The 17,044-nt window shown below is 64.0% G+C and carries 21 protein-coding genes; 13 read left to right on the forward strand and 8 right to left on the reverse strand.

All coding sequences use genetic code 11. The annotated features are described in order from the left end of the window. From FIU91_RS06890 to FIU91_RS06900, 3 genes are all read left to right on the forward strand, one after another. The gene (locus FIU91_RS06890; RefSeq protein WP_216651633.1) at positions 1 to 939 is read left to right on the forward strand and encodes an ABC transporter substrate-binding protein; all 939 of its coding nucleotides are present in this window, start codon (positions 1 to 3) and stop codon (positions 937 to 939) included. 52 nt (positions 940 to 991) lie between these two features. Continuing rightward, positions 992 to 1,993 (forward strand): iron ABC transporter permease, encoded by a 1,002-nt coding sequence (locus FIU91_RS06895; RefSeq protein ID WP_254702103.1) that lies wholly within the window; start codon positions 992 to 994, stop codon positions 1,991 to 1,993. A gap of 87 nt (positions 1,994 to 2,080) precedes the next feature. Beyond that, positions 2,081 to 2,428 carry a hypothetical protein gene (locus FIU91_RS06900; protein ID WP_093013738.1) on the forward strand — a complete coding sequence of 116 codons (348 nt, stop codon included), beginning with the start codon at positions 2,081 to 2,083 and terminating at the stop codon, positions 2,426 to 2,428. Positions 2,429 to 2,469: 41 nt separating this feature from the next. On the opposite strand, the gene FIU91_RS06905 is transcribed toward FIU91_RS06900, so the two are convergent. Continuing rightward, positions 2,470 to 3,402, reverse strand: coding sequence for a hydrogen peroxide-inducible genes activator (locus tag FIU91_RS06905; protein ID WP_152461934.1), 933 nt, complete (start codon positions 3,400 to 3,402; stop codon positions 2,470 to 2,472). Between the two features lie 222 nt (positions 3,403 to 3,624). On the opposite strand from FIU91_RS06905, the gene FIU91_RS06910 reads away from it, so the two are divergent. The 9 genes from FIU91_RS06910 (at position 3,625) to FIU91_RS06950 (ending at position 9,999) form a co-directional block, all read left to right on the forward strand. After that, the gene (locus tag FIU91_RS06910; protein ID WP_152461935.1) at positions 3,625 to 3,861 is read left to right on the forward strand and encodes a YdcH family protein; all 237 of its coding nucleotides are present in this window, start codon (positions 3,625 to 3,627) and stop codon (positions 3,859 to 3,861) included. 400 nt (positions 3,862 to 4,261) lie between these two features. Beyond that, positions 4,262 to 5,482: a GTP-binding protein gene (locus tag FIU91_RS06915; protein ID WP_152461936.1), complete on the forward strand. Its 1,221-nt coding sequence runs from the start codon at positions 4,262 to 4,264 to the stop codon at positions 5,480 to 5,482. Continuing rightward, a complete protein-coding gene (locus FIU91_RS06920) occupies positions 5,479 to 6,114 on the forward strand; it encodes a DUF1826 domain-containing protein (RefSeq protein WP_152461937.1) in 636 nt (211 codons plus the stop codon). The genes FIU91_RS06915 and FIU91_RS06920 overlap by 4 nt, the downstream gene beginning before the upstream one ends. Beyond that, positions 6,111 to 6,398: a DUF6525 family protein gene (locus FIU91_RS06925; protein ID WP_152461938.1), complete on the forward strand. Its 288-nt coding sequence runs from the start codon at positions 6,111 to 6,113 to the stop codon at positions 6,396 to 6,398. Before FIU91_RS06920 ends, FIU91_RS06925 begins: the two co-directional genes overlap by 4 nt. Positions 6,399 to 6,469: 71 nt before the next feature. Continuing rightward, positions 6,470 to 7,057 carry a DUF2796 domain-containing protein gene (locus FIU91_RS06930; protein ID WP_152461939.1) on the forward strand — a complete coding sequence of 196 codons (588 nt, stop codon included), beginning with the start codon at positions 6,470 to 6,472 and terminating at the stop codon, positions 7,055 to 7,057. A gap of 2 nt (positions 7,058 to 7,059) precedes the next feature. Next, a complete protein-coding gene (locus FIU91_RS06935; RefSeq protein WP_152461940.1) occupies positions 7,060 to 7,749 on the forward strand; it encodes an ABC transporter ATP-binding protein in 690 nt (229 codons plus the stop codon). Next, complete coding sequence (locus FIU91_RS06940) at positions 7,746 to 8,996, forward strand: ABC transporter permease (protein WP_152461941.1); 1,251 nt, start codon at positions 7,746 to 7,748, stop codon at positions 8,994 to 8,996. The genes FIU91_RS06935 and FIU91_RS06940 overlap by 4 nt, the downstream gene beginning before the upstream one ends. Beyond that, a complete protein-coding gene (locus tag FIU91_RS06945; protein ID WP_152461942.1) occupies positions 8,993 to 9,502 on the forward strand; it encodes a DUF3299 domain-containing protein in 510 nt (169 codons plus the stop codon). The genes FIU91_RS06940 and FIU91_RS06945 overlap by 4 nt, the downstream gene beginning before the upstream one ends. Continuing rightward, positions 9,496 to 9,999 carry a DUF3299 domain-containing protein gene (locus tag FIU91_RS06950; RefSeq protein ID WP_152461943.1) on the forward strand — a complete coding sequence of 168 codons (504 nt, stop codon included), beginning with the start codon at positions 9,496 to 9,498 and terminating at the stop codon, positions 9,997 to 9,999. Before FIU91_RS06945 ends, FIU91_RS06950 begins: the two co-directional genes overlap by 7 nt. A gap of 76 nt (positions 10,000 to 10,075) precedes the next feature. Here FIU91_RS06950 and FIU91_RS06955 read toward each other — a convergent pair whose 3' ends face one another. The 5 genes from FIU91_RS06955 to ribA are packed head-to-tail and all read right to left on the reverse strand — an operon-like array spanning position 10,076 to position 14,157. Further along, positions 10,076 to 10,891 (reverse strand): RibD family protein, encoded by an 816-nt coding sequence (locus FIU91_RS06955; RefSeq protein ID WP_093016021.1) that lies wholly within the window; start codon positions 10,889 to 10,891, stop codon positions 10,076 to 10,078. Beyond that, on the reverse strand, positions 10,878 to 11,669 hold the full coding sequence (locus FIU91_RS06960) for a trans-aconitate 2-methyltransferase (protein ID WP_152461944.1): 792 nt from the start codon (positions 11,667 to 11,669) through the stop codon (positions 10,878 to 10,880). Before FIU91_RS06960 ends, FIU91_RS06955 begins: the two co-directional genes overlap by 14 nt. Before the next feature lies 1 nt (position 11,670). Then, positions 11,671 to 12,066, reverse strand: a complete 396-nt coding sequence (locus FIU91_RS06965) for a 6-carboxytetrahydropterin synthase (RefSeq protein WP_152461945.1) — start codon at positions 12,064 to 12,066, stop codon at positions 11,671 to 11,673. A gap of 7 nt (positions 12,067 to 12,073) precedes the next feature. After that, positions 12,074 to 13,027, reverse strand: coding sequence for a zinc-binding alcohol dehydrogenase (locus FIU91_RS06970; RefSeq protein WP_152461946.1), 954 nt, complete (start codon positions 13,025 to 13,027; stop codon positions 12,074 to 12,076). Beyond that, entirely contained in the window at positions 13,024 to 14,157 is a 1,134-nt protein-coding gene (gene ribA, locus FIU91_RS06975) for a GTP cyclohydrolase II (protein WP_152461947.1), read from the reverse strand. Before ribA ends, FIU91_RS06970 begins: the two co-directional genes overlap by 4 nt. Positions 14,158 to 14,316: 159 nt before the next feature. Between ribA and FIU91_RS06980 the strand changes: the two genes are divergently transcribed. Further along, entirely contained in the window at positions 14,317 to 15,042 is a 726-nt protein-coding gene (locus FIU91_RS06980) for an FkbM family methyltransferase (RefSeq protein WP_152461948.1), read from the forward strand. Here the strand turns inward: FIU91_RS06980 and FIU91_RS06985 are convergent. Both FIU91_RS06985 and FIU91_RS06990 read right to left on the reverse strand, forming a co-directional pair. Beyond that, positions 15,039 to 15,836 (reverse strand): inositol monophosphatase family protein, encoded by a 798-nt coding sequence (locus FIU91_RS06985; protein ID WP_152461949.1) that lies wholly within the window; start codon positions 15,834 to 15,836, stop codon positions 15,039 to 15,041. The two genes, FIU91_RS06980 and FIU91_RS06985, sit on opposite strands and share 4 nt — an antisense overlap. Next, positions 15,833 to 16,891 carry a glycosyltransferase family 4 protein gene (locus FIU91_RS06990; RefSeq protein WP_152461950.1) on the reverse strand — a complete coding sequence of 353 codons (1,059 nt, stop codon included), beginning with the start codon at positions 16,889 to 16,891 and terminating at the stop codon, positions 15,833 to 15,835. The genes FIU91_RS06985 and FIU91_RS06990 overlap by 4 nt, the downstream gene beginning before the upstream one ends. Between the last annotated feature and the right edge of the window lie 153 nt (positions 16,892 to 17,044).

Consider the following 17,044-nt stretch of genomic DNA (forward strand, 5'->3'; position numbering starts at 1 on the left):
ATGATAAAGTCCCTCACTTTCGGGGCCGGCGCCCTGATGCTCGGCGCTGGCATGGCGAGTGCTGAAACCACCGTGAAAAGTTGCGACCGCACGGTCACCTTCGACGCGCCGCCTCAGCGGGCGGTCGCGAACGACGTGAACCTGACCGAAATGATGCTCGTGCTCGGTCTGGCTGATCGCATGGTCGGCTATACCGGCATTTCCGGCTGGAAGACGCTCGACGAGGACATGCGCGCGGGCGTCGAGGAACTGCCGGAACTCTCCGCGAAATACCCCTCCAAAGAGGTGCTGGTTGGCGCCGACGCGGATTTCTTTTTCGCGGGTTGGAATTACGGCATGAAGGTCGGCGGCGAAGTGACGCCCGACACGCTCGAGCCTTTCGGGATCAAGGTCTACGAATTATCCGAATCCTGCGCGCATATCATGAAGACGGAAAAGGCGAGCATCGAGGACATGTATGATGACCTCGTGAACCTCGGTCGGATCTTCCAGGTCGAAGAGCGGGCGACGGAGCTGGTCGAAGGGTATCGGGCGGAACTGGCCCAGTTCAGCGAAGGGCTTGGGGAGGGGGAGCCGCCGCGCGTCTTCGTCTACGACAGCGGCGAGGACACACCCTTTACCGCGGGCCGCTACGGGATGCCGACCGCGCTCATCGAAGCGGCAGGCGGCCGCAATATCATGGACGATTTCGAAAAGAGCTGGGCCACTGTGACCTGGGAAGAAGTTGTTGAGCGCAACCCCGAAGTAATCGTGATCGTCAATTACGGCGAGGTCACAGCGGAGCAGAAACGAGAATTCATGCGCTCGAACCCGGCCTTCGCGGATCTCGACGCGGTGAAGGCTGATCGCTTCGTGACGCTCGAATACGTTGAAGCAACGCCGGGACCGCGCAACATCAAGGCGGTCAAAACGCTCGCAGAGGCGTTCAGGGGCGAGTGAGGTGACGGTCGAGAGCACGACACCGGTCCCGAAACGACGGACCCTCAAGGCGCTGCCGGTCCTCGCGGCTGGTGGGATCGCGGTCCTCTTGGCCTCATTGTCGATGGCCGTTTCCGTGGGCGCCGTTTCTGTATCCGCGGGAACGGTCTGGGGTGTCCTTCTCAACAAGCTCATGCCAGGCATGATCGAGGCGACCTGGTCGCAAGGGCGCGAAGCCATCGTCTGGGACATCCGCTTTCCGCGCGCGCTTCTGGCGATGATGGTCGGGGCCGGGCTCGGCCTTGTGGGGGCGAGCTTGCAAGCGGTGACCCGCAACCCGCTCGCCGATCCGCATCTTCTGGGGATCTCGTCAGGCGGTGCCTTCGGCGCGATCCTCGCGCTTTTGCACACAGGCTTGTTCCTAGGTCTTCTGACCGTGCCGCTCTTTGCGTTTTTCGGTGCCCTCATGGCGACGGGACTCGTCCTTGGCGTCTCCCGGATTGCCGATGCGACGAGTGCTGACCGGCTGGTGCTGGCCGGTGTCGCGGTGTCCTTCATCGTGATGGCCGCGGCGAACCTTCTGATCTTCCTCGGTGATCCGCGCGCCTCGCATACGGTGGTCTTCTGGATGCTCGGAGGGCTTGGCCTCGCGCGATGGGACCAACTGATCTATCCTCTGGTGATCCTTGTGGCATCCGGCGGCTGGCTTCTCTCACGCGCGGGCGCGCTCAACGCGATGACGGTGGGCGACGAGACAGCTTCGACCCTCGGTATTCCGGTCGCACGGTTTCGTCTTCTCGTCTTCGCGGTTGGTGCGCTTATCACAGGGGTCATGGTCGCGTTCTCGGGGATCATTGGCTTCGTCGGGCTGATGGTCCCGCATATCGTTCGGATGCTTGTCGGCGGCGATTATCGCCGCGTTCTGCCCGCCTCGGCCGTGGTCGGCGCGATTTTCCTTCTCTGGACGGATGTCGTCGCACGCACGGCGATGGCTCCCGAGGATATTCCGATCGGGGTCATCACGGGCCTGATCGGAGGGCTGTTCTTCATCTGGTTGCTGGGTCGGCGCAGATAGCCTCGCCCTTGTCGAGCACGTCAGACGACTCGACATATCCGCTGCTAGGCTAGCTTGTCGGTCATCACAGAGAATGAAGGATGATCCATGACACTTTTACGCGCCTCGACCGCCGCATTCATCGCTGCCTTGGCAGCCCCCGCTTTCGCCGCGACCCAGGACGAGCTGCAAGAGGCGCTTGTCGGCAACACGTTCCAAGGCGACATGGGCGGCGGCGGCTATTCCAGCTATTTCGCTGAAGACGGCACCTATTACGATACCTCGACATCCGGCGAGTACGAGATCACCGACGAGGGCGTGTGCTATCCCGGCACCGACTTCGGCTGCTACCAAGCAGAGATCGACGGCACGTCCCTCGAATGGATGAAAGACGGCGAAAGCGCCGGGACGGGCGAGATCCTGGAAGGCGACGCGCTCGAGCTGATGTCTAACTGAGAAGGCCGCGCGGCTGGCAGCGCGATCACTGCCGGCCGCCGCTACTCCACCTTCACGACGGACGCGTAATGCTCGCGTGCGACGCGGCGCGCGACCTCCAAGATCGCGTCGATCAGCGCGCCGTGTGCTGACCGGCGTCTCCACGCGAGACCCACCGACCGAACGACGCGATCCCGCCGAAAGGGCAGGATCGAGACGTCGCCGTCCTCGACCGCAACTTCGGAATGAACGTAGAGGGCAGGAAGAAAGCTCAGCCCCATATCGAGCGCCGTCATCTGCCGCAGCGCATCCAGGCTGGAGCCCTCGTAATCCTGCCGCAACTCGGCGCCAAGCTCGTCGCACAGGGCCGCGATCTGATCGTGGAGCGGGTAAGTTTCGGCGAGCGCCAAGATGTCCCGCCCGGCGAGATCGGCATCGGTGAGGCTCTCCCGTTCCGCCAGCGGGTGATCCTGCGCAACGGCAAGTTTCAAAGGCTCTCGGAACAGCCGCCGGATCTGTATGTCGGCCGACCGGACCGGAAGTTGCGTCAGGATCAGATCGTGACGTCCTGCGATCAGCTCCTCATGGAGGACCGCGGGCGGCGCGTCGCGCACGATGACCTTCAGGCCCGGATGATCCCGATGCAGGCGGCGCATCACGCGCGGGAGGAAATACGGGCCGATCGTGGGGGTCGAGCCCATCCGGATCGTGCCCGCAATCCCGTCGCGAACATCGACCGCCGAGCCGCGCAGAACCTCGACCTCGGCCAGGACCTTCCGTGCCTGCGCGAGCACCGTCCGCCCGCTCGGTGTCAGGACGGCACCCCGCTGCCCGCGCTCCACGAGTTCGAGACCGAGCGCGCCTTCGAGCCCGAGAATCTGCTGGCTGAGCGAGGGCTGGCTGATGCCGACACGTTCGGCGGCTCGGCGGTAATGCTTCGTGTCGGCGAGCGCGACGAAGTAGATGAGCTGCTTCAGGGTGATGTCGCCGCGCATGAACAGATCCTGCTGAATGCTTGCATGAATATCGGTTTTTCCGATCAAGCCTTCAAGTCGTGGCGCCGATTGCGGCCCAATCGCGCAACGCCGCGTCCATTCAATAGGTAAAGCCTATCGAACAATCTGCGGCGGCTGTCTTTTGGCGGATCGTTGCGTCCCCAGATCTCTAGGGCGGCACAGAGCCGCGCCCTGTCCATCACGCATACAAGGAGACATGAGATGACACCGTCTGCCCGGCTCAAGCCGTTCTCGATCGAGGCTAGGCTCGCGACCCTGCAGAAGCGGCACCGTGAGCTTGAGGATCGGATCGCCTCTGAACGCCAGCGTCCGGCACCATGCAGCGTGGTGCTCCAGAAGCTCAAACGCCGCAAGCTGGGCGTGAAGGATGAGATGGTGCATTTCGACGGGGTGTTGAGAACTCTCGACATCCAGACCGATACGCAACCCAGAGCGTAAGGAGGCATCATGTTCTTTCGCTTCCTTTATCTCAACAGCGTTTCGAGCCGGATGCACAGCACGGACCTCTCGGACATGAAAAGCGCCATTCTCGAGGAAGAAGACCAGGATGGCCCGGATGGCGGTTCTGCGGATTGTTCAGTCCACCCGACGCAATGGCCGGAATCATGCGGGTCGCAAGCGGGACTCCGGTCGGTCCACGCCTCGTAGCCTCAACACTCAGTTGTGTGTGATACGTCCCAGTCGTCGCCGTAGCCGCAGAAGATCGGTCGCGGCGGCGTTTTTTGATCCACGCTCCGCGTGATTTCGCCTGCTCGATGGTGCGGTGCGCCGGGAAGGGTTGCCTCATCCAAATACCATGCGTAGACGTTACGATATAACGTAGTAACGTGAGGCCTAGATGACCCAGATTGAGCCAAAGCTGCCCGTGACCGTCCTTTCCGGCTTTCTCGGTGCAGGGAAGACCACGCTCCTGAATCGTGTCCTGAACAACCGCGACGGGCGGCGCGTTGCCGTCATCGTGAACGACATGTCGGAGGTGAACATCGACGCGGATCTCGTGCGCGACGGCGGCGCCAATCTAAGCCATACCGACGAGACGCTGGTCGAGATGAGCAATGGCTGCATCTGCTGCACGCTGCGCGACGATCTTCTGGACGAGGTGCGCCGCCTCGCGGGCGAGGGTCGGTTCGACTACCTGCTGATCGAGTCGACGGGCATCTCGGAGCCCTTGCCTGTCGCCGCGACCTTCGATTTCCGGGACGAACATGGCGACAGCCTCTCGGATGTCGCGAAGCTCGACACGATGGTGACCGTGGTCGATGCGGTGAACCTCTTGAACGATTATTCGAGCCACGACTTCCTGCGGGATCGCGGCGAGACGATGGGAGAGGCGGACGAACGGACGCTCGTGCATCTTCTGACCGACCAGATCGAGTTCGCCGACGTCGTTGTCCTGAACAAGATCAGCGATGCCGGCCCCGAGCGGACGGATGCCGCGCGCAAGATCATCCGCAGTCTCAACGCCGATGCGCGCATTATCGAGACAAACCATTCCGATGTGCCGGCGGATGCGATCCTCGATACGGGCCTTTTCGATTTCGAGAAGGCGCATGAACATCCGATGTGGGCGAAGGAGCTCTACGGCTTTGCCGACCATGTGCCCGAGACGGAGGAATATGGTGTCGCCTCCTTCGTCTACCGGGCGCGGCGGCCCTTCGTGCCGGAGCGGATCATGGCCGTTCTCAACGCCGAAATGCCCGGCGTCATCCGCGCCAAGGGACATTTCTGGATCGCCACCCGTCCCGACTGGGTGGCCGAGTTCTCGCTGGCCGGTGCATTGTCGAGCGTCACGCCGCTGGGCACCTGGTGGGCGTCCGTGCCGAAAGAGCGCTGGCCCACCCATGACAGCGCGCGGAGCTATCTCGCGGCGCACTGGATCGAGCCGTGGGGCGACCGGCGGCAAGAGATCGTCTTCATCGGGTCCGGGATCGATTGGCCGACCCTGAAAGCGCGGCTCGACGCGGCGCTGGTCCCCGAGGCCCAGGCGGCAGGCCCCGAGGCGCTGCCCGACTTTCCCGATCCATTCCCGGCATGGCGACGCGCGAAGGCCGCGGCATGAACCTCGAGCGTGAGATCGTGAGGGATGCGGCGATCGGCGTCGGGGTCTCGCGGCAGCCCGAAGGTCTGTCGGCCATTCACACGCCCGGCTGCGCTGCGACGATCTGGCACCGCGAGCCGATGTCCGCGTTCCAGAACTGGATCGATACGGTCTCGCCGGAGCTGCTGCCGCGCGCTCGGCTGATCCTTCGTCCCGAGGCGGTGCGTGCGGCAGTCGACCAGGTCTGCGCGTCCCAATCCATGCCGGCAGGTGGCCATCGGGACCGGCTGGTCGACGATATCGCCGCGCTGGCCGACATCTTCGCCGGAATGATGAAGTCGACCTGGCTGCGCCTGAGGCTCGAGCCAGTCACGACGGATGCCTGTCGCCGCTTTCATGTCGACGCGATGATGGCGCGGCTTGTCTGCACCTATCGCGGGACCGGGACGCAATACGGCATTTCGACTGACGGGGCCGAGCCAAGGAAGGTCTTCACCGTGCCGACAGGCTCTCCCATCGTGCTGCGCGGCTCGCTCTGGACGGGCGAGCCACGCACCGGGCTCTTGCATCGCTCACCGCCGATCGTGGGCACAGGCGAGACGCGTCTCGTGCTCGTGCTCGATCCCGTCACGGAGCCGGAGGACGAAGTATGAGGCATAATCTCTCCTCCAGCCTGCGCCGGACGCGGCGGACCGGCAACCCGATGGAGCGGTTCGACGCGTTGCCCGCGCCCCTCAGGGCATGGCTCCGGCAGGCCGCGCTGCCCTGGTCGCCGCGTTCGTGCGAGCGGCTCTGGCGGCGCGCGCTTCGCGACGGTGCGACCACCGAGGCAATCCTGGACAGGTTGAACCGAGCCGAGGCTGGAATGTTGCATCGGGACCGCTCGACGCTTTTTCCGGAACCCAATGGCGCGTCACCGCAGGATGCACCGGCATGATCCGTCCTGCCTCGCAAAAGCTTTGCAATGCCAGACACACTCCGACAACACTGACACCGAAAAGGACACCCATGACACGGACCCTGACTTCTTTCGCCGCGATCTGCCTCGCGTTGCCCGCCGCCGCTCAGGAGACGCGCGACCTCGACGCGCATGAACACGGTGTCTCCACCGTGGAGATCGCGCTGGAAAACGGCATGCTCCAGATCGACCTCCTGTCGCCAGGCGTCGATATCGTGGGCTTCGAGTACGAAGCCAGCACGCCCGAGGACAAGGACGCCGTTGAAGCCGCGATCCGGCAGTTCCTCGACCCCGAGAGTATCATGAAGCTCCCGGATGCCGCCGGGTGCCGCCTGACCGAGGTGCTGGCGCATCTTCACACAGGCGATCACGACCATGTCGAAGGTGACCACGACCACGACCATGACCACGCAGAGGATGAGGATCACGACCACGCCGAAGATGAGAACGGCGGTCACAGCGAGTTCCACGCAAGCTACGCCTTTGCCTGCGAGGACGAGGCTGCGCTGACCACGATCGGCTTCCCCTTCTTCGAGCTGTTCGGCAATGCCCGCGAGATCGAGGTGCAATATGTCACCGCAAGCGGGGCAGGGGCCGCTGAACTCGCACCTGACGCCGCTGAACTGACGCTGGAGTAAGGATGGCTGCACCGGCCCTGGCGCTGCGCGACGTCACGTTCCATTGGCCTGGACGCGACACGTTCGGCCTCCGGGTGCCGGACTTCCAGCTCGCGGCCGGGGAAAGCGTTCTGCTTCTGGGGGAAAGCGGCTCGGGCAAGTCGACGCTCTTGTCGCTCATCTGCGGGATCGTGACACCGGATGCAGGCGAGATCCAAATCGCCGAGACGCGATTGTCGGGCCTGCGGGCAGGGGCGCGCGACCGGCTCCGGGCAGAGCGGATCGGGGTCATCTTCCAGCAATTCAACTTGCTGCCCTATGCGAGCGTCTCCGACAACATCCTGCTTCCGCTACGCTTTGCGCCCGAGCGGCGCGGCCGGTCGGAGCAGGGTGATGCGGCGCGGCTCTGCTCTGCGCTGGGTCTGCCCGATGACGTCCTTCAGGCCAAGGCCGGGCGCTTGTCTGTCGGACAACAGCAGCGCGTTGCGGTGGCGCGTGCGCTGATCGGACAGCCGCCGCTCATCGTCGCGGACGAGCCGACTTCGGCGCTCGATGCCGCGACGCAGGACGGGTTCATGGGGCTTCTCTTCGATCAGCTTGCGGCGACGGGATCGTCGCTTCTGATGGTGAGCCATGACGAACGGCTGGGCGCACGGTTCGACCGGGTCGTGCGCGTCGAGGACATTCTGCTCAGAGAAAGCCGCGCGGCATGATCCTTCGGCTTGCCTTTGCCTCGCTCATGGCGCGGGCCCTGACCGTGGGCATGACGATCCTCGCCATCGCCTTGTCGGTCGCCCTCTTTCTCGCCGTGGAAAAGGTGCGGACCGGCGCAAAGGCGAGCTTCGCCGACACGATTTCGGGCACCGACCTCATCGTCGGGGCGCGGTCGGGATCGGTGCAGCTTTTGCTCTACTCGGTTTTCCGCATCGGCAATGCGACCAACAATATCAGCTGGGAAAGCTATCGGGACATCGCGAGTCGCGATGAGATCGACTGGATCGTGCCGATCTCGCTTGGCGACAGCCACCGCCAGTTCCGCGTCATGGGCACGACAAGCGGCTTTTTCGAGCATTACCGCTATCGCGGCGGACGTATGCTCGAGATCGGGCAGGGCCACGGTCTCGACGATCTCTATGATGCCGTGATCGGCGCGGAGGTTGCCGCGACGCTGGGCTACGATGTCGGCGATCCGATCATCGTCTCGCATGGGGTCGCGTCCTTTACACACCACGACGATCAGCCATTCCGTGTCGCGGGTATCGTGGAGCGCACCGGAACGCCGGTAGACCGCACGGTGATCGTCAGTCTTGAGGCGATCGAGGCGATCCATGTCGATTGGCAGACCGGTGCGCGCACGCCCGGAGCGCCGACGCCCGTAGACGACATCCGGCAGATGGACCTGACGCCCGACGCCGTCACCGCCGCATTGATCGGAATGAACTCACGGCTGCAGATCTTCGGGCTGCAACGCTGGATCAACACCTATCCCGAAGAGCCACTCCTTGCGATCCTGCCCGGTGTCGCCCTGCAGGAACTCTGGCAGATTGTCGGAATCGCCGAAAGGGCGCTGATCGGGGTCTCGGTCATGGTCGTCGTCACGGCGCTTCTAGGGATGATGGCGATGATCTTCTCCTCGCTCAATGAGCGGCGGCGCGAGATGGCGATCTGGCGCGCGATGGGGGCGAGGCCGGTGACGATCCTCGGGCTTCTCGTTCTCGAAGCGGCGCTGATGGCCGCGCTCGGTGCGACGCTCGGGATGGTGATCCTGTATGGCGGTCTGGTGGTGGCGCAGCCGTGGATCGACGCCGCCTACGGCTTGTGGCTGCCGATCTCGGTCCCGAGCGCGCGGGAACTGGTCGTTCTCGCGCTTGTGATCGGTGCGGCGGCCCTCGCGAGCCTCCTGCCGGCGCTGAGGGCCTACCGCCTGTCGTTGGCCGATGGCATGATGGTACGGACATGACCGCGTACACTCCCTCCCGGCGAGATATCCTCGCTTTTGCCGCCGCGTCCCTCGTGCCGCGTCAAGCCTTCGCTCGGTCCTATCTCGAGCTGGAATGGGACGATTTGATGCCGCGTGGCGTGCCCTATGGCCAGATCATCGGACCCGGCCGGATCGACGAGGAAAACGATCTCTGGAATCCCGAATACGACGCGAACGGACAGAGGTTGAACATGGCGCTCGACGGCAAGCGCGTGGAACTGCCGGGTTTCGTTCTGCCCTTCGAGATGACGGTCGAAGGCGTGACCAACTTCATGCTGGTCCCCTATGTCGGCGCCTGCATTCACACGCCGCCGCCGCCCCCTAATCAGCTCGTCTTTGTCTCCACCCGCGAGCCCTGGCCGAACGACAAGCTCTGGGAGCCGGTGCTGGCTGCCGGGCGTCTTTCGGCAAAACCGTTGACCACTCTGGTCGCGGACGCGGGCTACCAGATGGACGCCGAGCGCATCAAAGTCCTGACATGGTGAGCGGATCCCTGTCGCGGCGTGGGGTCCTTATCGGCGTCTCCGTGACGTTGCTCGGAGCGATGGCCCGCGCCGAGCCCGTGCGCGATCTGGCTTGGAGGGATCTCTTGCCCGAAGGTGATATGTCACCGCCGGGCGAGATCCGCAGTCTTTTGCCGCATGACGAAGGCGCGATGGCTGCGCGTCAGCCGCCATCCTCCGGCGTGCGATACGACTGGAACGGCCAGATCGTGCGGATGTCGGGCTATGTCGTGCCGCTCGAATACCGAGGAACCGGGATAACGGAGTTCATTCTGGTTCCTTATGTGGGCGCTTGTATCCACGTGCCGCCGCCGCCCGCCAACCAGCTTGTCTTCGTGACGACCGAGACGCCTTATGACGTATCGGGGCTCTTCGATCCGGTGACCGTGACGGGTGTGTTCGGAACTGCGAGCAGGACCACGCAACTTGCGGAGATCGGATATGTGCTGGCTGGAGCCGAGATCCGGCGGTTCGGATAGGACACGGTTCGCCGCCGATATCCACGCGGCTGGACCTTGGCGGTTTGCCGAACGCCGCTTGAAAAGTCCGCCGGCTCTATTCGGCCGCGTGGACAGCGTAGCTCGCCGCCTCGGCGGCGTCTGTCAGCGCACAGTCGAAAACCACGTCTGATCCCAATGAGTAGACACGCGTCTCCGGGCGCAATGCATCAGCCAGTGTCTGCGTCGGATTGGACATCGTGAGACTCTGTTGGCCCGCTCCGATCAAGAGCGGAGCAATCGCGACTTGAAGCCGCGTCAGGTAGCCGGCCTCGAGGAAGCGGGAAATGGTTATGCCGCCGCCCTCGATCATGACCGAGGACAAACCCTTCTCCTGCAACGCCTCCAGAATGGATTGCGGATCGAGCACCCCGTCACGCGTTCCCAGATGAATCACCTCGACATCGTCGGCGCGCGGGCGATCGACGGATTGAATGATGATGCGCCGCGTGCCAGTGCCATCGTCCTGCAACAGTGGCGCATCGTCCGGCAAGCGGCCCGTCGGGTCGATCACGATGCGCGCGGGATTACGGCCGGGACAAAGCCGGACCGTCATCCGCGGCGTGTCGTGCAGCGCGGTTTTCACGCCAATCACGATCCCATCGACCAGCGCCCGCATGCGATGCAGGTGAGTCAGCCCGTCCGGTCCCGAGACATCGCGCGCATCGCCGGTGACCGTTGCAATTCGCCCGTCGAGCGACTGGCCGATTTGTGCGACCGCCACCGGCCCGAGGTCCCGGCGCGCCAACGGGCCGTAGAGCGCGAGCGCCGCCGCCTCGGACGGGCTCCACTGCCCGCAGCACGTGCAGGACAGGCCCTGGCGCACGGCCAGCAACCGTTCCCAGACGCGGGCGCTCACATCAATCGGCTCCATGTCTACTCTCCTCTTCTGTCCATTGGCTGGGCAGCGCCAAGATGTCGTCATGGCCGATGACGCAAGCCGAACCGCGCGCGGACCAAATTCGCCGCTGGCTCCACTCCTCGGCCTGAGTGAACCCCGCCTCTCCGGCTGCTTGAGCAATGCCCTCTACCAGTGCGACCTGAAGAGCTTCCTCTCCGGCGCCAAGCTGCCAAGGACTTTTGGCGCGGTGGATCGCGAAGCCCTGTTTGGAAAGTGTCGAGGCCGTGCTCGACGCAGCCTGTGGCCCGAGCGCCGGGCCCAACCCCTTGTCGCCGCACTGATGACGATTGAACGCGGCCGTAGCCTCTTCGTCTCCGGGCAAAGCCGGTTCCCAACTCATGGCGCCATCATAGGACAACGCTGCATAGAAGGGCACCGACAGCAGCGCTGCGAGCTCATCTATCCACGCCTTCGGCATCAAATCGAGCAGCGCCGATGCCGTAACGAGCGTCACCCCGTCGAGTGGCAGCCCGTCAAGCTCTGCGAGCTCTCTCTGATCTATGCGGGCCTTCGGTCCTGCGCTGCGCGCGGCATGCTCCAAGAGGTCGGGGTCGTGATCCACGAGATACCAGCGGGTATGGTCGGGCAGGAACTTCGACATCGCCCGCACGGTCGATCCCGTGCCGCACCCGAGATCCAGGATCACAGGATCGGGCCCCGCTGCCGCTGCGGCCCGGCGCAACAGATCTGCATCTCGCGCGGCATGGTCAGCCGGTTCACGCAAGGCCAGCCAGTCAGCGGAAAACCCCATATCAGATCACGCCCTCGTACCACGCGCGCGCCACGTGGCTTTCATGCAGGAGGATCCGCAATTTCTTGACCCGGCCTTTGTCCTGCAGATCCCCGTCGCGGACGGCCTTGGCCATCTGGTCGAAGATATGCTTGCACAAAAACTCTGTCGTCGTGAACTTTCCTTTGAACTCAGGAACTTGGTCCAGGTTCTGATAGCGCAGCGGATTGAGCGTGGCGGTCAGCGCCTCCGTGGCAAGGCCGATATCGACGACGAGGCCGTGCTCATCGATGTCTTCGGTGTAGAAAGCTGCATCGACCGTGAAGGTCGCCCCGTGCATGCCCTGTGCGGGCCCGAATACGGGCGAAGGAAGCGAGTGGCCGATCATGATGTGGTCGCGGACTTCGACGGCGAACATGGAAACCTCAATGTGAATTGTAGCGGATACGGTGGCAGAGCGTGTCGGGATCGCGAAGGATCTCGCCATAGCGCTCGGGTAGTTCTTCAAAGGACGTCTCGTCCGATATCAACGCATCGAGCGCCGGATCGCACAGAAGCGAGAGCGCCTTTTGCATGCGGCGCGCATGGCTCCAACGCGGCCGGCGGGCAGGCGGCAGATGACCTACCTGCGAACTGACGAGGCGTAGCCGGCGGCTATGAAAGGCCCCGCCGAGGAACACGGGCGTCGGTCCCGTGCCGTGCCAACTGGCCTCGACAACGGTGGCATCCTGTCCCGCACTCTCCAGTGCCAGGGTCAACCCGTCTGCGTTGGCGGTGGTGTTGATCACCACGTCACACGCGCCGGGCGCGTGATCAGACGTTGCAAAGGCGCAGCCCATTTCCTCGGCCAGTTTTGCCCGGTCGGACAGCCGGTCGACGAGGGTGACGTCGGCCCCGGGCAGGTGCCGCGCAAGATACCCTGTCAGCGCGCCGATCACACCCGCGCCGATGACCGCGATCCGGTCACCCGCGCCGGCCCCGCTGTCCCAGAGCACGTTCAGGGCTGTTTCCATATTCGCCCCGAGAACCGCCCGCTCGGGCGGAAGTGCGTCCGGCAGGCGCGTCAACATATCGTCTGCCATGCAAAATCGAGCCTGATGCGGATGCAGCGCGAAGACCGTCTCGCCAGCGCGTCGGCCGTCGGAAATTCGGCCCACGGCGCAATAGCCGTATTTGACGGGAAACGGGAATGTCCCCTCCTGCGCCGGCGCGCGCATCGTCTCATACTCGCTCTCGGGCACGCGGCCCTCGAAGACCAGCCGTTCAGTACCGCGGCTGATCCCGGAGAATAACGTTTCGACCGGCACGCCGTCGCCAAGCGCGCCCGGACGCGCCTCGACTGCAGACGGGCCGACACACCAAAGCGCAGGCGCGCTCATGGCAGCAGGTGTCCCGACTTGGCCGCCTTCGTGGCGAGGTATCGTTCATTGCAGTCGGTATGACCCACGTGCAGCGGAACCCGTTCCACGACCTCGATCCCATGCGCAGACAGAATGGCGATCTTGGCGGGATTGTTCGTCATGAGCCGGATTTGCCGGATACCCATACGATGCAGGATCGTTGCCCCCGCGCGGAAATCGCGCTCATCGTCTTCGAAACCGAGCCAGTGATTGGCCTCTACGGTGTCGAGCCCCGCCTCCTGAAGCCCGTAGGCGCGCATCTTGTTGGCGAGGCCGATGCCCCTGCCTTCCTGGTTGAGATAGAGAATTACCCCTCCGGCGTCGTCGGACATGGCCTGCATCGCGCCGCGCAGTTGCGGCCCGCAATCGCACTTCTTGCTCCCCAGAACATCGCCGGTGAAGCAGGCCGAGTGCAGCCTGACGGTGACGGGCTTGGACAGATCCGGATTGCCGATCTCGATCGCGTAGTGCTCCTCCGAGCTGTTGCCGGTCTGAAAGACATGCACTCGGCCTGAATCCGAGACTGCCATTGGCAGTTTGGCCAGGCTGACACAGGCCTGCGCCGGCTCTGCCGCGAGGGTCGCGATCACGTCTCGTGCTTGCATGCTGACAAGGCCAAGCTGCGTGATCTGCGGTTCTTGGGCCGACAGGTCCACCACAAGCGCCGCGGGCAGAACCTGTTCGGATTTCGCGAGCAGGATTGCTGCCTCGTGGGCTTCGCGTGCGGGGCCCCCGGGGGTCACGACAGCTTCGGTCGGTGCAGTATCGCCTCTGCCTGCCAGCGCGTGCAGATCCGCGAGGCTGGTCGCACCCTGAAGCGACAAGCGCACCGCACCCGTCGGGGCGGCGCCCGAATACAATCCCAGTGCCGCCGCGCGGCGGCCGGTCACGACCATCTCTGCCTGTCCGAGCCGCAGCATTGCCGCCAGCCGCTCGTCCGTCAGGTTCTCGACCCAAGCGACAAGCGACGCGGATGCCTCGTCGAACAAAACCGCGGACAGCCCGAGCCTCAGATCGCCCCGTAGCCGGGCAACCTGTTCCCCGATCCGCGGCCCGAGCGCAGCGGTATTGGAGTAAAGATCATCGGGCGAGGGGCGAAAAATATTCAATGCGAGTCTCCAATCGCGGCAGCGAGCTCACGTGAAGGTAGGCTTGCGGCGACAGAGACAAGTCAGATGCCGTTTTCTTGAACAAGCATAGAGCCTTAAGCCTTGGCAGGCCGTTTCGCGATGCTAGTTTTCCACGGAATTTCAGGGAAGGGCGCGTTAATGAACCAGTGGCTGGGCTTTGGCCGGTCCTTCGTGATCTACTGCAACCCGCTCGCGATCCGAACGTGGCGCAGGTTCTATCGCTCGCATCTGACGACGGGTGATCTGGTCTTCGATATAGGTGCACATATGGGCACACGCGCCCGCGCCATGCGATCGGCAGGCGCCCGCGTGATCGCTCTTGAGCCACAGATGCCCTTCGCGCGCTTTTTGCGACATACCCTGCCGAAAGACATCACTCTGATCGAGGCTGCGGCGGGTGAAACCGAGACAGAGGCGGAGATGGCCGTCTCGTCGCGACATCCGACGGTCTCATCGCTCACCAACGCGTTCGTAGCTGGTGCGGCCAACACACCGGGCTTCGACCACGTTCGCTGGGATCGGCGCCAGACGGTGCGCGTCGTGACACTGGACGGGCTGATCGCTCAGTTTGGCCACCCTCGATATATCAAGATCGACGTCGAAGGCTTCGAGCTGCAGGTTCTCTCGGGGCTTTCTCAAGCCGTGCCGCTGATTTCGGTGGAGTATCTTCCAGCCTTCCCGGACCTGACGCATGCGGTGATTGACCGACTATCGGCGCTTGGCCCCTACACGTTCAACGCCGTGTCTGGCGAGACGGGCGCTTTCCTCTGGCCCGAATGGCGGCAAGCTTCCGAAGTCAGAGACTGGCTGTCGGGACTGTCACCGACAGAAACCTCAGGCGACCTTTTTGCGCGTCTGGGCTAGGCGCTGACATCGTGATCCGTGCGGCGCAGCACGTCGGCGAAAGAGCCGAATATCGCACCGGGCGCCGCAATCACGTTGCCGTATTCTTCCGGCGTCTCGCCCGGCTTCCATCCCTCGACCCGCGCGCCCGCCTGCCGAAGAAGAACGAGGCCCGCGGCAATGTCCCAAGGTTGCAGGCGCCGTTCCCAGAACCCGTCGAGCCGCCCCGCCGCAACATAGGCCAGATCGAGCGCGGCCGCCCCCATGCGCCGCACACCGGCGCAAAGCGGCATGAGGCGTGCGATGTCGCTTGCGTGTTCGTCAATATGAGGCATTCCGCCGAAAGGAATGCCGGTTCCGAACAGCGCAGCTTCCAGCGATGTGGGCTCGGGCAAGACAAGAGTGGCGTCGTTGAGCGTTGCGGACGGGCCCGGACCGGCCGCGAAGGTCTCTTGTTTGACCGGATCATGCACCACCCCGACACTGAGCCCGGCCTCTGTCTCGAGTGCGATCGACACCGCCCAATGTGGGATGCCGCGAAGAAAATTGGTGGTGCCGTCCAGGGGGTCGACGATCCACCGACGGGCAGAGACCGGACCTGCGCCAGTCTCCTCGCCGAGCCATCCATCCTCGGGCCGGAGCCGGGATAGCCGGGTCTTGAGGTGTCGCTCGGCTTCAAAATCCGCTTCGGACGCGAAATCGCCGGCGCGTTTCCGGGTGATGGACAGGCGGCCTCGGTCGGCCCATTTCTCCAAGAGGATCTCTCCCGCTTCGTTGGCGAGCGTGATGGCGAGGTCGAGATCCGTCATGCTCATGACGGTGTTACCTGCGCCGCGCGCAGGACTTGACCGACGTCGGCCGCTGCATCTGCCCAGCTCGGCAATGCGTCACCAGCCTCTCGGGCCTTCGCGGCCATCGCCGCATGACGCTTGGGGTCCTCAAGAAGCGCCCTTAGTGCCTCGGCAAAGGCAGCCGGGTTCTCTGGTGGGACCAAGGTTCCAGCGTCGCTCGGGACGGTTCCGGGCACCGCCCCGGCTGTCGTCGAGACAATCGGAAGACCGTGGATGAGTGCTTCGTCAAAAACGATGCCGTACCCTTCGTAGCGTGTGGCGAGCGCGAAAAGATGCGCCTCGCTGAAGAATTGCTCCAGTGTCTCGGCGGAGACCCGGCCAGCCAATGTCACACGGCCGTCCAGACCTGCCTTCCCGATCTGCGTCCGAAGCACCGCGTCATGGCCCGGCTCCCACGGGGACCCGACGATCACCGCGCGCCAATCAAGGTCAGTGATTTGAGCAAGCGCTTCGATCAGAACATCATGCCCTTTGCGCGGATGCAGAAGGCCCACCGACAAGACCAGGGGCGGACCTTCGCCTGCCTGCGCTTGCTTCGGCGTTGCGAAAGCCGATCGACCCGGCCGGATCACTGTGATCCGCTGCTCGGCCACGCCGTAGTCCGACGTGAGAACCTGCCGGATATGGGGGCTCGGCACCAGGATATGAAATGCATGTTCCAGATTGGCGCGTTCCGCCGCGTAGAGCCGGCGTGCCTCGGCCTCGGGCAATCCGCTTTCGAGGGAAAGCGGGTGATGCACCAGAGCAATGATCGGCGCCTCGATGGTGGGCAGCATATCGGTTTCAAGAGCTCCGAAGGCCAGGCCGTCGATGATCAGCGGGCAGTCGGACGGGACCTTCGAAAGGGTGGCGATTGCCGCCTCCATGGTGGTCTTGTCAGCAAAGGGGAAGGCGTCGGACAGCGAAATCAACTCCATGTTCCACCCCTCGCTCCGCAAGGCATCGAGCAGGCTGCGATCATAAAGGTAGCCGCCGGTCATGGCTGAAATATCGCCCGGAACCGCGAAGGCGGCGTTCATTAGCATCACTTGAGTGTTCCCGTTGTTGCGGTGCAGGACTGCCGGAAGCGGCCTACGAGGGGCCGAACCTTTTTGTTTTCGCCATGTGCCGGGCTTGGCGTGCGCCGATCTGCCTGTTGACTGCGGCCGCATCACATCGTCAATGACACGACA

The organism is Roseivivax sp. THAF30, from assembly GCF_009363575.1.
In the GTDB taxonomy this organism is placed as follows: Bacteria; Pseudomonadota; Alphaproteobacteria; order Rhodobacterales; family Rhodobacteraceae; genus Roseivivax; species Roseivivax halotolerans.

What these genes read in the sequence shown, in the direction of transcription:
- FIU91_RS06890 (WP_216651633.1), top strand. Translation starts at nt 1, where the DNA reads ATGATAAAGTCCCTCACTTTCGGGGCCGGCGCCCTGATGCTCGGCGCT.
- FIU91_RS06900 (WP_093013738.1), top strand. Translation starts at nt 2,081, where the DNA reads ATGACACTTTTACGCGCCTCGACCGCCGCATTCATCGCTGCCTTGGCA.
- FIU91_RS06905 (WP_152461934.1), bottom strand. Translation starts at nt 3,402, where the DNA reads ATGCGCGGCGACATCACCCTGAAGCAGCTCATCTACTTCGTCGCGCTC.
- FIU91_RS06910 (WP_152461935.1), top strand. Translation starts at nt 3,625, where the DNA reads ATGACACCGTCTGCCCGGCTCAAGCCGTTCTCGATCGAGGCTAGGCTC.
- FIU91_RS06915 (WP_152461936.1), top strand. Translation starts at nt 4,262, where the DNA reads ATGACCCAGATTGAGCCAAAGCTGCCCGTGACCGTCCTTTCCGGCTTT.
- FIU91_RS06920 (WP_152461937.1), top strand. Translation starts at nt 5,479, where the DNA reads ATGAACCTCGAGCGTGAGATCGTGAGGGATGCGGCGATCGGCGTCGGG.
- FIU91_RS06925 (WP_152461938.1), top strand. Translation starts at nt 6,111, where the DNA reads ATGAGGCATAATCTCTCCTCCAGCCTGCGCCGGACGCGGCGGACCGGC.
- FIU91_RS06930 (WP_152461939.1), top strand. Translation starts at nt 6,470, where the DNA reads ATGACACGGACCCTGACTTCTTTCGCCGCGATCTGCCTCGCGTTGCCC.
- FIU91_RS06935 (WP_152461940.1), top strand. Translation starts at nt 7,060, where the DNA reads ATGGCTGCACCGGCCCTGGCGCTGCGCGACGTCACGTTCCATTGGCCT.
- FIU91_RS06940 (WP_152461941.1), top strand. Translation starts at nt 7,746, where the DNA reads ATGATCCTTCGGCTTGCCTTTGCCTCGCTCATGGCGCGGGCCCTGACC.
- FIU91_RS06945 (WP_152461942.1), top strand. Translation starts at nt 8,993, where the DNA reads ATGACCGCGTACACTCCCTCCCGGCGAGATATCCTCGCTTTTGCCGCC.
- FIU91_RS06950 (WP_152461943.1), top strand. Translation starts at nt 9,496, where the DNA reads ATGGTGAGCGGATCCCTGTCGCGGCGTGGGGTCCTTATCGGCGTCTCC.
- FIU91_RS06955 (WP_093016021.1), bottom strand. Translation starts at nt 10,891, where the DNA reads ATGGAGCCGATTGATGTGAGCGCCCGCGTCTGGGAACGGTTGCTGGCC.
- FIU91_RS06960 (WP_152461944.1), bottom strand. Translation starts at nt 11,669, where the DNA reads ATGGGGTTTTCCGCTGACTGGCTGGCCTTGCGTGAACCGGCTGACCAT.
- FIU91_RS06965 (WP_152461945.1), bottom strand. Translation starts at nt 12,066, where the DNA reads ATGTTCGCCGTCGAAGTCCGCGACCACATCATGATCGGCCACTCGCTT.
- FIU91_RS06970 (WP_152461946.1), bottom strand. Translation starts at nt 13,027, where the DNA reads ATGAGCGCGCCTGCGCTTTGGTGTGTCGGCCCGTCTGCAGTCGAGGCG.
- FIU91_RS06980 (WP_152461948.1), top strand. Translation starts at nt 14,317, where the DNA reads ATGAACCAGTGGCTGGGCTTTGGCCGGTCCTTCGTGATCTACTGCAAC.
- FIU91_RS06985 (WP_152461949.1), bottom strand. Translation starts at nt 15,836, where the DNA reads ATGAGCATGACGGATCTCGACCTCGCCATCACGCTCGCCAACGAAGCG.
- FIU91_RS06990 (WP_152461950.1), bottom strand. Translation starts at nt 16,891, where the DNA reads ATGAACGCCGCCTTCGCGGTTCCGGGCGATATTTCAGCCATGACCGGC.